The following is a 12,876-nucleotide window of genomic DNA, read 5'->3' on the forward strand; positions in this document are numbered from 1 at the left end:
GTATCGTCTCGCGGTTACGTCGGCTAGCTGGCGGTGGTGACCCGGAGCACTTCCTCCAGGCTGGTCACCCCGTCGAGCACGCACTGGCGACCATCATCACTGATGGACGGACTGTTTTTGCGCGCCTCGGCGATCAGTTCGTGTTCACCGGCCTGCTCGTGGATCAAGTGACGCATCCGCTCATTGATTTCAATCAGCTCGTAGATCCCTTTACGGCCCCGATAACCCATGTTGTTGCACTGCTTGCAGCCCACCGGTTTGTAGAGGGTGGCCCCCTCCGGCAGATTCATCAGTTCCCGCTCGGCCTGATCGGCCTGATGGGGCTCCCGGCAGGCCTGGCAGAGCTTGCGCACCAGACGTTGGGCCATGACCACTTCGAGGCTGGAGGCCAGCAGGAAGGGCTCAACCCCCATGTCTTTCAGGCGCATGACCGCGCCGATGGCGGTGTTGGTGTGCAGGGTGGAGAGCACCAGGTGACCGGTCAGACTGGCCTGAATGGCGATTTCGGCGGTCTCGCCATCGCGGATTTCACCCACCATTACCACGTCCGGGTCCTGGCGCAGAATCGCGCGCAGCCCGCGGGCAAAGGTCATGTCGACCTTGGAATTGACCTGGGTCTGGCCGATTCCCGGCAAGAGGTATTCCACCGGGTCCTCAATGGTCAGGATATTACGGCTGCGGGTGTTGATGTGGCTCAGGCCCGCATACAGGGTGGTGGTTTTACCCGAACCGGTCGGGCCGGTCACCAGAATGATGCCGTGGGGCTTGAGCAGGGCCTTGGCCAGCCGGTCGCGCACAAAGGGCGGCATGGCCAGCTGGTCCAGGGTCAGTTGCCCCGCCGCCTGATCGAGCAGACGCAATACAATACGCTCACCGTGGGCCGAGGGAATGGTGGACACGCGGATGTCCACGGCGTGACCCGCCAGGCGCACGGTGATCCGGCCGTCCTGAGGCAGTCGCTTTTCGGCAATATCCAGGCGCGCCATCACTTTCAGGCGCGATACCAGCACCGGTGCCAGCTCGGCTTTGGGCGACAGGATCTCGCTCAGCACCCCATCGATGCGGAAGCGCACCGACACCCGATCTTCAAAAGGCTCCAGGTGAATATCCGAAGCGCCCTCGCGCACCGCCTGGGACAGAATGGCGTTGATCAGGCGGATAATCGGAGCGTCATCATTGCCCGCCAGCAGGTCCGTCCGGTCCGCGAGATCCTCGGCCATGGAGGACAGGTCGTACTCGGCCCCCAGATCTTCGGCCGCCTGCTGGGCGGCGCCATCGCCACTCTGATAGACCTGGGTCAGGCGCCGTTGAAAATCTTCGGTCGGAATTTCTTTCAGGCGAAACTCGGTCCCGAGGTAACGCTGTAACTCCAGCAATACGTTGAGATTGAGTCCGGGGCGATAGAGCAGGGTAGCGTCGCTTTCCTCTTCGTCCAACATCACCCCGTGATTGGACGCAAAGGAGAACGGCAGACGGGCATGGGCCGCGTCGTCGCCAGCGCTGGCAGCCTGAACTTCCTCTTCCTCCGGTAACCCCGGGGGAGCGTTGTTCTCCTCATACTCTTCCAGCATCGACTCTACCGCCACAGGTTACTCCTCGGCCCCGTCGGCCTGGTCTTCCTCACGCTCCTCACTCATCATGCGAATGCGTTCGGCATCTTCGACTTTTTCCTGCCACTCCGGAAGCATGGGGATTTCATCGCTACTGAACAGCATGCCACCCGCGCGGCGGCGGTTCTCTTGCTGCTTACGTAGCGTTTCGTACTTTTCCGCAGTCGCCCCTTTAAGCAACTGGTCGTCCTCAATCACGGTGGCCCGGATAAAGACCAGCAGATTGGTCTTCGACAGCGAGTCCACCTGGTTACGGAACAGGCGTCCCATGATCGGCACATCGCCCAGGAAGGGGACTTTCTGCACCGAGGTCTGAATTTCCTCCTCAATCAACCCGCCCAGGACCACGGTTTCGCCGTTGGCGGCCAGCACCTGGGTTTCCAGCTTGCGCTGGTTGGTGATCGGACCGTCGGCGTTATTCAGGTTGGACAGACTGGAGACCTCCTGAGAGATATCCAGCACCACACTGTCGCCGGCGTTCACGTGGGGCGTGACCTCAAGCAGAATACCCACGTCGCGACGCTCAATGGTCCGGAAGGGGTTTCCGGGATTGCTGTTACCGCCCGTGGAGGCATAGGAGCCGGTGGCGAAAGGCACGTTCTGGCCCACGGAAATCGACGCCGTATGGTTATCGGTGGTCAACAGGTTGGGCGTGGACAGAATGTTGGTTGAACTGTTTTCCTGCAGCATGTTGAGAATGCCCAGGAAGTCGGTGCGCTCACCCAGCCGACCAATACCAAATACCTGACCTTGAGTCTGCGAAAGGCTACCGGCAAGGCTGACCAGTCCGTCGTCGCTATCGTCCAGCGCACCCTGACCGATGGCGCCCAACTGACCGCTACCAGTAGTGGAACTGCCGAAGCCGCGCTTGTCGTCACGGTACATCCACTGAATGCCCAGCTCGCGACCGTCACTGTCTTCAACTTCCACAATGATCGCTTCGACCAGCACCTGGGCGCGACGAATATCGAGGCTGTCGATGACCGCCAGCAGTGACTCCATGGTATCGCTGTTGGCGGTGATCAGCAGGGAGTTGGTGTCTTCATCGGCCTGGACATTGGTCTCCTGACGACGGGCGTTGTTGTTCCCCCCCTCTTCGGAGCGGGCGATGTTCTGCATCACGCCGTTCAATACTTGGGCAACATTCTCGGCTTTGGCGTACTTGAGATACACCACGCGCACATTGCTGTCTTTGGTGCGCGGACGGTCCAGACGCTCAACCAGCATGCGGATGCGTTGACGCTGCAGATCATCCCCGTGCACCAGCACCGCATTGATCCGGTTGTCCGGCACCACGGTGAGCTCGGATTGACCACCTTCTCCGGCGCCGGGCTTCTCAATCTGGGTCACGGCGCGGGCCACATCTTCGGCCAGCGCAAACTCCAGCTCGATCAGTTCGGTTTCCACCACCGAGGACTGATCAATCTGGGCAATGATTTCTTTCAGACGCAGAATATTGGAGCGGGTGTCCGTGACAATGATGGCATTGCTGGGGTCATAGGCGGACAGGTGGCCGTGCTGGGGAACCAGCGGACGCAGGGTGGGCAGTACTTTGGAGGCACTGATATTTTCCAGCTTCAGCACCTGGGTCACGTAGGTGTCATCCCCAAGTGGATTGGAGCCCAGGTCAGTAGGTACCGGCAGCGACCGGGCATCCCGGTTGGGCACGATGCGCACCACATTGCCATTTTCAACGGCGGTGAACCCCTGCACATCCATCATGGACAGGAACAGCTCGTACAGCTCTTCTTTATTGACCGCGTCCTGGGAAATGACCCGCACCTGGCCCCGCACTTTGGGGTCCACCAGGATGGTCTTGCCGGTGGCATCCGCAACGAATTTGATCACTTCCTGGATGTCGGTGTCCTTGAAGTTCACCGTCCAGGTCTGCTGCGCCCAGGCATTGAGGCTGACGCAGAACAGAGCCGCTGCTAGAGTTCCTGCCAGACGTTGCACACACACTTTCACTGGTCTTCCTCGCTGTTATTCGAGCTCGATGTCGATTGAGACTTCCTGGCCATTCCGGTCAATCAGAAGGCTGGCGGAACGGGCATCGCCCATTTCGCGATAAATTTCCATGACGCGCTGCGGACTGGTGAGTTCAACTCCGTTGACCGCCTTGACCACGTCGTCGGCCTGCAGGCCAAGTGAATCAAACAGTTGTCGATCCCGGCCGGGACGGATCTTGTACCCGACAATCTGACCGTTTTCCCGGTGAATGCTCATGGAGACCACATCGGACAAGGACTGGCTGCCCACCCGCTCGGCAACTTCATCCGCAGCCTGCTCCAGCGCTTCCTCCGGCGCAGTGTCGGTATCGTCGGGCGTTTCTGCCGGTGTGTCGTAAACCGGCTCATCATCGCCCTCCCAACTGCGCCCGGGGGTATCGGGAACCGGCTGGCTGGCGGCAAGGTTGCTGCTCCAGTCGTCGTCGGTATAAAGCCACAGCGATTCGTACCGCCCGGCGTTGTTCAGAATGACCCGCAAGGGCAACACTTTTTCCAGAGTGACATTACCCCGAACCGGCAACTCATCGCCGGGGGCGTAGAGTGCCTGATTCTTGCCATCGGCAATAATGGCTCGCGCGGCCTTTTCGTCATTACTCCCCATCACACCGCGCAGCACCAGCTTCAGATCGGTATCCACCGCCTGATCTTCAATACTGGGGCCGCTCGCGGGACCCGCAGCTTCAAGCGCACCGGGCTCTTCCTCGGCCGTGGCCTCACCAAAAATATTGAGTGACGCCAGCGCCGCGATATCCACGGCTCTGGCCGATCCACCACTGCGCTCGGAGGACACCGCATTCGGTGCCACTTGCGCCTTTGGGATATCCGGTGCTGGCACCAGCGCCCACAGAAGTTGGGCCAGGGTGTGGCCAAGCCACAGGACAATGAGAAATTTGGCACAAAAACGCCAGACACCGGAGGGCACCCGCCCCAGCCATACGCCACCCTGACGCAGCCACTCGGCCAGTCGTTCACTGCGCCAGTCGGTCACTGAGGGTGCCGACGGATTGTGTTGCCTTTCTGTGTTCGACAATTGACTACTCCACGCACGCTCGAACGCGCTACCACTGGCGATCTGCCTGCGCCACGATGGTTTTATTCTTATCCGGCCATTACCACGGATTGTACCCCAGATCGGTCAGGCCAAGAAAAGGACGCCAAAGCGCAAGAGGCCTTGTAACCGATGGTTATGACACTATTATGCCAATGTAAATTCCACTCGCTGTGAAAACGCTCGGCGAGCATACCGTCTCTGCCCCGGAATTGAAACCGGAACCCCTCGGGAATCGCGACCAAAGTCACGTTTGGCGGGGCCTGTCGCCCGGCTTTTGTCGCTACTCAGAGGCCGAGGCCCGGTACAGCAAGTCCCACACGCCGTGCCCCAGACGGGCACCTCGCTGCTCAAATTTGGTGATCGGACGGTAGTCGGGACGCTCCGCGTATTGCCCCGGCGCCACCGCATTGGTGAATCCCGGAGCCGCCTCCATCACCACCTGCATATGCTCGGCGTAATTCTGCCAGTCCGTCGCCAGGTGAAAAACACCGCCGGGCTTGAGCCTGGTGCGCACCTTTTCGACAAAGACCGGCTGTACGATGCGCCGCTTATGATGTTTCTTTTTGTGCCAAGGATCGGGGAAATACAGCTGAAAGCGATCGATGCTGCCCTCCGGGATACAGTCATCCAGAACATCAATGGCGTCCGCCATATACACGCGAAGGTTATCCAGTCCAGCGTCGGAGGCGCCCTTGATCAGTCGGCCCACGCCGGGCGGATGCACTTCAATGCCGATAAAGTCCTTGTCCGGCTCCCGCTGCGCCATGGCCAGCAGGGAGTCGCCCATACCAAAACCGATTTCCAGCACCCGAGGGGCCACCCGGCCAAAGGTGGCCTCCAGGTCCAGCCGCCCGTCATGAAGACTGAGCCCGTAACGGGGCCAGCAATCGTCGAACGCCGCTCGTTGTCCCTCGGTAATGCGCCCGGCGCGGATCACGTAGCTTCGAATGGCCTTTGGCTTGTACTCCGGGCGAATCATCAGCCGGCTGTCATCTTGTTCAGTCATGAATTCCACTATCTACGAATGTATTGAGGCTTCCCGGATCGCCTCAGGCTCTCAGGGCCCGGATGCCCACCGCCAGCAACAGGACCCAGCCCGCCATAAAGCACAAGCCGCCCAGCGGCGTCACCGGTCCCAACCAGCGCGGCCCCCCCAGAGCCAGCCCGTAGAGGCTACCGGAGAACAGCAACACCCCCAGGACAAAGGCCCAACCGGCGGTCAGCAGGGAGAGCGTCGGACCGAACCAGCGCAGCAGTGCAACCACCGCCAGCAGCGCCAGGGCGTGGTACATCTGATACTGAACCCCGGTCTCAAACGCGGACAGGGCGGGTGCCGTCAGCCTGGCTTTCAGCCCGTGGGCGGCAAAGGCGCCGAGCATGACCGATAACAGGCCAAACAGCGCGGCCAACACCAAAAACACAGCCGCCATAGCGTACCGCTCCCCATTAAAAGTTCAGTTACACAAAAAAGCCGCGCGAGGCGCGGCTTTTTCGAGGGCCATTGGCGGCGCTTGATCAGGCAGCCAGTATGGCAGTTTTCACCTTCTTCATGGCATTCTTTTCCAACTGACGGATGCGCTCGGCGGATACACCGTACTCATCGGCCAGCTCGTGCAGGGTCGCCTTGCTTTCGCTCAGCCAGCGGCGCTGCAGAATCGCCCGGCTGCGATCATCCAGAGTTTCCAGCGCCTTCTCCAGGTTGTTGACGCTGTTTTCCTCCCAATTGGCGTCTTCCAACTGGGTGGCGGGGTCGTACCGCTTGTCCTCAAGGTAGTGGACCGGGGCCACGTAATGGCTGTCGTCATCGTCCTCTTCACCGGCATCGAAGGCCGCATCGTAAGAGGAAAGACGTCCTTCCATCTCACGCACGTGCTTGACGTCGACGCCCAGATCCTCGGCCACCGCTTCAGCTTCATCGTTGTTCAGCCACGCCAGGCGCTTCTTGGCACCGCGCAGGTTGAAGAACAGTTTGCGCTGGGCCTTGGTGGTAGCCACTTTCACAATGCGCCAGTTGCGCAGAATAAATTCGTGAATCTCCGCTTTGATCCAGTGCACCGCAAAGGACACCAGACGCACGCCCTTCTCCGGGTTGAAGCGCTTGACCGCCTTCATCAGACCGACGTTGCCCTCCTGGATCAGATCACCCAGGGGCAGGCCGTAACCGTTGTAAGAGCGAGCGATGTGTACCACAAAGCGCAGGTGCGACATCACGAGATGACGCGCCGCTTCGAGGTTGCCATTGTAGTACAGGTCCTCCGCCAGCTTCCGTTCCTCTTCCGCGGCCAAAACCGGGAAGGCGCTGACGGCCTGAACGTAGGCATTTAGGTTTCCACCGGGGGAAAGTACCCCGGCCGGCATCAGGCCAGTGCTCATTCACTTACCTCCTGAGAATTTGACCGTTGAGTGTAGCACTGCAGGGTTAGACTGCCAAGCCCTGAAAAGTTCCCTTGCCTTAGCATAAAAACCTTATGAATCAGTGGGTTAAGCTAAAAATAGAGATTGGAGTGACGGTGGATGCGGGTTATGCCGCTGCGCTCGGACCCTGCGGGTTACGGCGGATGCGCTTCGCTTATCCGTATATGGTCTCCTCCCCGTTTGCAAGGTCTCAGTGCTCGATGTCAGGGACAGGTTGGCTCCCGTATATCCGGCCTGTTGAACGAGGCGGCTTTGTCGCCTCTGGCCTTGATGGAAGATGCGCGCCTGCCGTCCTCATCGCCCTAACGGCCTTTGGGGCCCTCGGATAAGTCAGGTTTTCGGCAGGCCGGTCTGACCTGTTATGCCATCGATCGCTGTGACCCTCGCAACCTGAGGGAAGGTTTACCTCCGTAACTATCTACGTCGCCTCGTTTGTCTATTCCACTCGCTCCCTGATTAACTTATCCGGCCATTCGCTCCTCGATCGGCCGGTACCGCTCGCCTCGGGCGATGATCACCCAGGCCATGCGGACTAACTTGTTGGCCAGCGCTACGGTGGCTTTGTTGAACCCCCGCTCGGCCTTGATGCGCTGGATCCAGCGGCTGAGCGGGTCGCTTTTCTGGTCCGCTCGTGACACCACCGCCCGAGCTCCGTGGATCACCTGCGCCCGCACATAGGGATCACCCCGTTTGCTGATCCCCAGAAGGACCTCCTTGCCACCGGTGCTGTTCTGTCTCGGTATTACCCCCAGTGCCGCCGAGGCATCCCGCCCCCGGCCGAACTGCTGGCCATCGCCCATCCAGCCTTTGAGCTGGCTGGCTACCACCGGGCCAACACCCGGCAGCGCATCCAGGCGTTGGCAGACCTCATCGGCTTTGGCCTGTCGCTTCACCTCCTGGTCATACCAGGCCAACTCCTCTTCTACCTCCAGGAAGCGCTGATACTGACGGTGCAGCAACTGCCGAGCCCGTGGGCTCAACTCGTTCTCGGCATCCTCCAGCGCCAGGGGCAGTTCCCGGCGCAGGGCCGCTATCCCCTCAGGGATGATGACACCGTACTCGGCGAGCAAGCCTCGCAGCCGGTTGCCCATCCGGGTGCGCTCAGCGATCACGCTGCGGCGCAGCTTGTGCAGCATCTGCTCATCCTGCTGCTCGATACTCTTGATCGCCACCGGGCGGATTCGTCCGTGCTCACAGGCCTCGGCGATCGCCTGGGCATCGTTGTAGTCGTTCTTCTGGCCCCGCAGATACGCCTTCACATGCTGGGCCGGCAGCAGCTTCACTTCGTGCCCCAGTGCCTGTAGCTTGCGCCCCCAGTAATGGGCGCTGGCGCAGGCTTCCATGGCTACCTTGCAAGGGGCCAGCTTTGCCATCTGATTAAGCAGTTGCTTGCGGCGCAATTTGCGCCTCCACCCGCACTGGCCATTCGGGCCCAGTCCGTACACTGCAAACTCATTCTTTGCGAGGTCAATGCCAATCGTTGTAAGCTTTGCCATGGTCTCCTCCCACTCATCTCAGATAGGAACTTATTCCTCCCCTATCTTGGCGCATCGCGACGCCGATTAGGAGGGGAGGAGACCATCTCATCGCCCTACGGCCGAGCGCAGCGGTATAAATCCACGTAGGGCGGATAAGTGAGTAAGCACGCATCCGCCGTAACCACGCCCCGTCACAGAATACGTCAACGCGGCTCGATCTGGATCAAATGCCGGGCCACTGCGAGCCAGGCACCCACCAACCCCAGCAGGCCGGAGAGCAGCACCAGTTGGAGGCTCTGGGTCAAATCCAGCCCCCGAAGGCGAAAATCACTCTGATACAGGTCCGCCAATCGGGCCACCGGACCGGACAGCCACCACAACCCCAGCGCCAACAACACCAGCGCCAGAATGCCGCCACCGAGGCCATACCAGAAGCCGGTATACAGGAAGGGACGACGCACGAAGGCATCGGTGCCGCCCACCAGCTTGACCACCAGAATCTCATCCCGGCGGTTCTCGATGGCCAGGCGGATGGTATTGCCCACCGCCAGCAACACCCCCAGAGCCAGGAGCGTCGCCAACGCCAGGACCACCCGCTGGCCGAGCACCATCATTTCCTGCAGGCGTTTGACCCAGGCCATATCCAGACGCGCCTCGGCCACGATGGCCTGCCCGGACAGGTGATCCCGCAGCCCGGTGAGCGCCTCCGGGTCATTGGTGGCCGGACGCACCAATAGCACATCCGGCAATGGGTTCTCATCCAGCCCCTCCAGCACCCGGCCGAGGCCGGAATAGGACTTGAACTCCTCCAATGCGGCACTGGGCGGCACATGCTCCACCTGGTCCACCCGCGCATCCTCGTTCAGGGAAGTACGCAGCGCTTCAATCGCCTCCGGACGGGAATCCCGCACCAGAAACACCGACATCTGTCCGGAATCCTGCCAGCTGTAGCCCAGATTCTGGACGTTGCTCAGCACCAGATACAGCGCGGCAGGCAGGGCCACGGCGACGGCCACCACCAGCCAGGTGAGCAGGCTCTGCAGGGGTGTGCGAAACAGCCGCTGCAGACTCTCCACCGCGGTGGTGCTGTGGTGGGCCTGCCAGGAATCCAGCCGGTCGGTCAGGCGGGTGCGACTCTGGCTCGCGCCCTGGCTGCGGGGCTTCGCCGCCGGAGCGGCGGTTTTACGGGCGGTGGGGCGGCGGGGGCTCACGGCAGGACTCCATCGTGGGCCACCTGACCGCCGGAGAGGCCGAGCACCCGTTTGTTCATGCGCTTGAGCAGGGCCAGGTCGTGACTGGCGATCATCACCGTGACGCCCACCTCGTTGAACTGCTCGAACAGGTTCATGATGTCCGCGGACAGCTCCGGGTCCAGGTTACCGGTCGGCTCATCCGCCAGCAGCAGCGGCGGCTTGTTGACCACGGCCCGGGCAATGCCCACCCGCTGTTGTTCACCGCCGGAGAGCATGATCGGGTTGTGCCGCTCCTTGCTGAGCAGCCCCACCTTGTCCAGCGCCGCACGCACCCGACGGCCGACTTCCGAGGCCTGGTAGCCGGCAATCTGCAGGGGCAGGGCGACGTTGTCGAACACCGTGCGATCGAACAGCAACTGGTGGTTCTGAAAGACCACGCCCACCTTGCGACGGAAGTAGGGAATGTGCCGGCGAGATAACCGGTTGAGGTTGCGATCATCGATGAACACCTGCCCCTGGGTGGGACGTTCCATCAGCATAATCAGCTTCATCAGGGTACTTTTACCGGCCCCGGAATGGCCGGTGAGAAAAAGCATCTCCCCCCGGGCCACGTCGAAGCTGACCCGGGAGAGCGCATCCTGGCCGCTGCCGTAGCGTTTGCTGACGTTGTCGAACCGAATCACGCGATCACTCTCCTCTGCCCGACGCGTCAGTCACGCTGCTCGCCAAACAGGGCATTGACGAAGGGTTCGGCGGCAAAGGGTTGCAGATCATCCACCCCCTCGCCGACACCGATAAAGCGTACCGGCAAATTGAACTCCTTGCTGAGCGCGAAGATCACACCGCCCTTGGCAGTGCCATCGAGCTTGGTCAGCACCAGCCCCGTGACGCCGGCGGACTGGATGAATTCCCGCGCCTGACTGACCGCGTTCTGGCCGGTGCCGGCATCGAGCACCAGAAGCACTTCGTGGGGCGCGGTCTCGTCAATTTTGGCCATGACCCGCTTGACCTTGGCCAGCTCGTCCATCAGGTGACTTTTGTTGTGCAGTCGCCCGGCCGTATCGGCAATCAGCACGTCGGTGCCGCGGGCCTTGGCGGCCTGCAACGCGTCGAACACCACCGAGGCACTGTCCGCCCCGGTGTGCTGGGCGATGACCGGCACATTGTTGCGTTCGCCCCAGACCTGGAGCTGCTCGACGGCGGCCGCCCGGAAAGTGTCCCCGGCGGCGAGCATGACTTTCTTGTCCTGGTTTTGCAGATGTTTGGCCAGCTTGCCGATGGTGGTGGTTTTACCCACGCCGTTCACACCCACCACCAGAATCACATAGGGGGTTCTGGATGAGTCAATCACCAGAGGCGACTCCACCGGCGCCAGCAGTTCGGACAACTGCTCGCGCAGGGCCTTGAACAGGGACTCGGGGTCATTCAACTGCTTGCGCGCGACCCGGTCGGTCAGGCTGTCGATGATGTCGGTGGTGGCCTCATAGCCCACATCGGCCACCAGCAATTGGGATTCGATTTCTTCCAGCAGCTCATCGTCAATGGTCTTGCTGCCCAGAATCAGATTCCCCAGCCCCTCGGAAAAGTGGCTGCTGGTGCGGCTCAGGCCGGCCTTGATTCGGGCCAACAGGCCTTTTTTGGGCTTGGGGTCTTCCGGGGTGTCGTGGGTCGGGTCGGACACAGCCTCCGGTTGGCGCTGAGGCTCGGCCTCTCTGGTCTCTCCAGACTCTGCGGACTCTCTAGACGCTGAGGGCTCAACCAACTCAGTCGCCTCCGGTGACGGCGCCTCGGATGAGGGTTCCTGGCCTTCGGACGCCTCGGGCGTAGGCTTCTTGCGTTTGAAAAACAACATAAGCGAACGGGTCTACCTTTAAGGAACGGGCGGAAAGGCGCTATCCTACCACTTCTACCCGGTTCAGAGAGAGGCCCCATTGACCCGCACCCGAAAAGCGCCCCCGCGAGGCGTGACCCAATCCGCAAAACCCTCCCTGGGCAGCCACCCCCTGCGCATCATTGGCGGTCAATGGCGGGGCCGCAAGCTCACCTTTCCGGCGGTGGACGGGTTGCGCCCGACCGGCGACCGGATTCGCGAGACGCTGTTCAACTGGCTGGCCCCCTTCCTGCCCGGCGCCCACTGCCTGGATCTGTTTGCCGGTTCCGGCGCCCTGGGGTTTGAAGCCCTGTCCCGGGGCGCCGATGAAGCCCTGCTTCTGGAGCGGGACCCCAGCGCCGCCGCTCAGTTGCGCGACAACCTCAAAACGTTGAAAAGTACCGCCGGCGAGGTGATCCAGGCGGACAGCCTCGAGTGGCTCAACACCGCGCCGGCCACACCGTTTGATGTGGTCTTTGTCGACCCACCGTTTCAACACGACCTCTGGCAGATCAGCATCGATCGCCTGGCCGAGGGCGGCTGGCTGACGCCGGATGCCGCTGTCTATATCGAGTCAGAACCGGAAACCCCCATCGTCGTCCCCGAACACTGGCACCTGCATCGGGACAAAACCAGCGGCCAGGTACGCTATCGACTATATTTCGTAGACCGCTGACCGACGGGCACCGGAAACTGGCGCCCCGGAGGCAAATTCATTACCATCACCGCCTTTGACGACCGCAACCAAGAGACTTCCCATGCGCACAGTGGTTTATCCCGGCACCTTCGACCCGATTACCAATGGCCATATCGACCTGGTGGAGCGGGCCTGCCGACTGTTTGATCGGGTGATTATTGGTGTCGCGGAAAGTCCGCGTAAGCGCCCCCTGTTCAGCCTGAACGAGCGCGTTTCCCTGGCCCGGGACACTCTCAGCCACCTGAGCAACGTCGAGGTGTGCGGTTTCGATTCGCTACTGGTGGATTTTGTCCACGAGAAAAAGGCCCAGGCCGTGCTGCGCGGTTTACGGGCGGTCTCCGACTTCGAATACGAATTCCAGCTGGCCAATATGAATCGCGCCCTGGAACCCAACATGGAAAGCCTGTTTCTGACGCCCGCCGAACACCTGTCTTTCATCTCGTCATCCATTGTGCGGGAGATTGCCAGCCTCAACGGTGACGTCAGCAAGTTTGTTCCCCACCAGGTTGAAACGGCACTGGCCCACAAGTTCGGCCACAAACCCCACCACTGA

At 61.2% G+C, this 12,876-nt stretch carries 12 protein-coding genes; 2 read left to right on the plus strand and 10 right to left on the minus strand.

The window, feature by feature from the left end; translation table 11 throughout:
- Window positions 1–23: 23 nt before the first annotated feature.
- The 10 genes from gspE to ftsY form a co-directional block, all read right to left on the minus strand.
- Window positions 24–1,571 carry a type II secretion system ATPase GspE gene (gene gspE / locus OOT55_RS12685; RefSeq protein WP_265368829.1) on the minus strand — a complete coding sequence of 516 codons (1,548 nt, stop codon included), beginning with the start codon at window positions 1,569–1,571 and terminating at the stop codon, window positions 24–26.
- A gap of 18 nt (window positions 1,572–1,589) precedes the next feature.
- Window positions 1,590–3,566 (minus strand): type II secretion system secretin GspD, encoded by a 1,977-nt coding sequence (gene gspD, locus OOT55_RS12690; protein ID WP_265366234.1) that lies wholly within the window; start codon window positions 3,564–3,566, stop codon window positions 1,590–1,592.
- Between the two features lie 27 nt (window positions 3,567–3,593).
- A complete protein-coding gene (gene gspC / locus OOT55_RS12695; RefSeq protein WP_265366235.1) occupies window positions 3,594–4,649 on the minus strand; it encodes a type II secretion system protein GspC in 1,056 nt (351 codons plus the stop codon).
- 301 nt (window positions 4,650–4,950) lie between these two features.
- The gene (gene trmB / locus OOT55_RS12700) at window positions 4,951–5,646 is read right to left on the minus strand and encodes a tRNA (guanosine(46)-N7)-methyltransferase TrmB (RefSeq protein ID WP_416141005.1); all 696 of its coding nucleotides are present in this window, start codon (window positions 5,644–5,646) and stop codon (window positions 4,951–4,953) included.
- A 73-nt stretch (window positions 5,647–5,719) separates the two neighbouring features.
- Window positions 5,720–6,100: a DUF423 domain-containing protein gene (locus OOT55_RS12705; protein WP_416140958.1), complete on the minus strand. Its 381-nt coding sequence runs from the start codon at window positions 6,098–6,100 to the stop codon at window positions 5,720–5,722.
- An 85-nt stretch (window positions 6,101–6,185) separates the two neighbouring features.
- Entirely contained in the window at window positions 6,186–7,043 is an 858-nt protein-coding gene (gene rpoH, locus OOT55_RS12710; protein ID WP_265366237.1) for an RNA polymerase sigma factor RpoH, read from the minus strand.
- 503 nt (window positions 7,044–7,546) lie between these two features.
- Window positions 7,547–8,581, minus strand: a complete 1,035-nt coding sequence (locus OOT55_RS12715) for an IS110 family transposase (protein ID WP_265365857.1) — start codon at window positions 8,579–8,581, stop codon at window positions 7,547–7,549.
- 185 nt (window positions 8,582–8,766) lie between these two features.
- Window positions 8,767–9,774, minus strand: a complete 1,008-nt coding sequence (gene ftsX, locus OOT55_RS12720) for a permease-like cell division protein FtsX (protein WP_265366238.1) — start codon at window positions 9,772–9,774, stop codon at window positions 8,767–8,769.
- Window positions 9,771–10,439, minus strand: a complete 669-nt coding sequence (gene ftsE / locus OOT55_RS12725) for a cell division ATP-binding protein FtsE (protein ID WP_024461579.1) — start codon at window positions 10,437–10,439, stop codon at window positions 9,771–9,773. The genes ftsX and ftsE overlap by 4 nt, the downstream gene beginning before the upstream one ends.
- 26 nt (window positions 10,440–10,465) lie before the next feature.
- On the minus strand, window positions 10,466–11,608 hold the full coding sequence (ftsY, locus tag OOT55_RS12730) for a signal recognition particle-docking protein FtsY (RefSeq protein WP_265366239.1): 1,143 nt from the start codon (window positions 11,606–11,608) through the stop codon (window positions 10,466–10,468).
- 79 nt (window positions 11,609–11,687) lie between these two features.
- Here ftsY and rsmD point away from each other — a divergent pair, with 79 nt between their 5' ends.
- The gene (gene rsmD / locus OOT55_RS12735; protein ID WP_416140959.1) at window positions 11,688–12,302 is read left to right on the plus strand and encodes a 16S rRNA (guanine(966)-N(2))-methyltransferase RsmD; all 615 of its coding nucleotides are present in this window, start codon (window positions 11,688–11,690) and stop codon (window positions 12,300–12,302) included.
- 82 nt (window positions 12,303–12,384) lie between these two features.
- Window positions 12,385–12,876, plus strand: a complete 492-nt coding sequence (gene coaD, locus OOT55_RS12740; RefSeq protein WP_024461582.1) for a pantetheine-phosphate adenylyltransferase — start codon at window positions 12,385–12,387, stop codon at window positions 12,874–12,876.

This window comes from Marinimicrobium sp. C6131, assembly GCF_026153455.1.
In the GTDB taxonomy this organism is placed as follows: Bacteria; Pseudomonadota; Gammaproteobacteria; order Pseudomonadales; family Cellvibrionaceae; genus Marinimicrobium.

Coding starts and splice junctions, on each gene's coding strand:
- gspE (WP_265368829.1), bottom strand. CDS start 1,571: ATGCTGGAAGAGTATGAGGAGAACAACGCTCCCCCGGGGTTACCGGAG.
- OOT55_RS12705 (WP_416140958.1), bottom strand. CDS start 6,100: ATGGCGGCTGTGTTTTTGGTGTTGGCCGCGCTGTTTGGCCTGTTATCG.
- rpoH (WP_265366237.1), bottom strand. CDS start 7,043: ATGAGCACTGGCCTGATGCCGGCCGGGGTACTTTCCCCCGGTGGAAAC.
- OOT55_RS12715 (WP_265365857.1), bottom strand. CDS start 8,581: ATGGCAAAGCTTACAACGATTGGCATTGACCTCGCAAAGAATGAGTTT.
- ftsY (WP_265366239.1), bottom strand. CDS start 11,608: ATGTTGTTTTTCAAACGCAAGAAGCCTACGCCCGAGGCGTCCGAAGGC.
- coaD (WP_024461582.1), top strand. CDS start 12,385: ATGCGCACAGTGGTTTATCCCGGCACCTTCGACCCGATTACCAATGGC.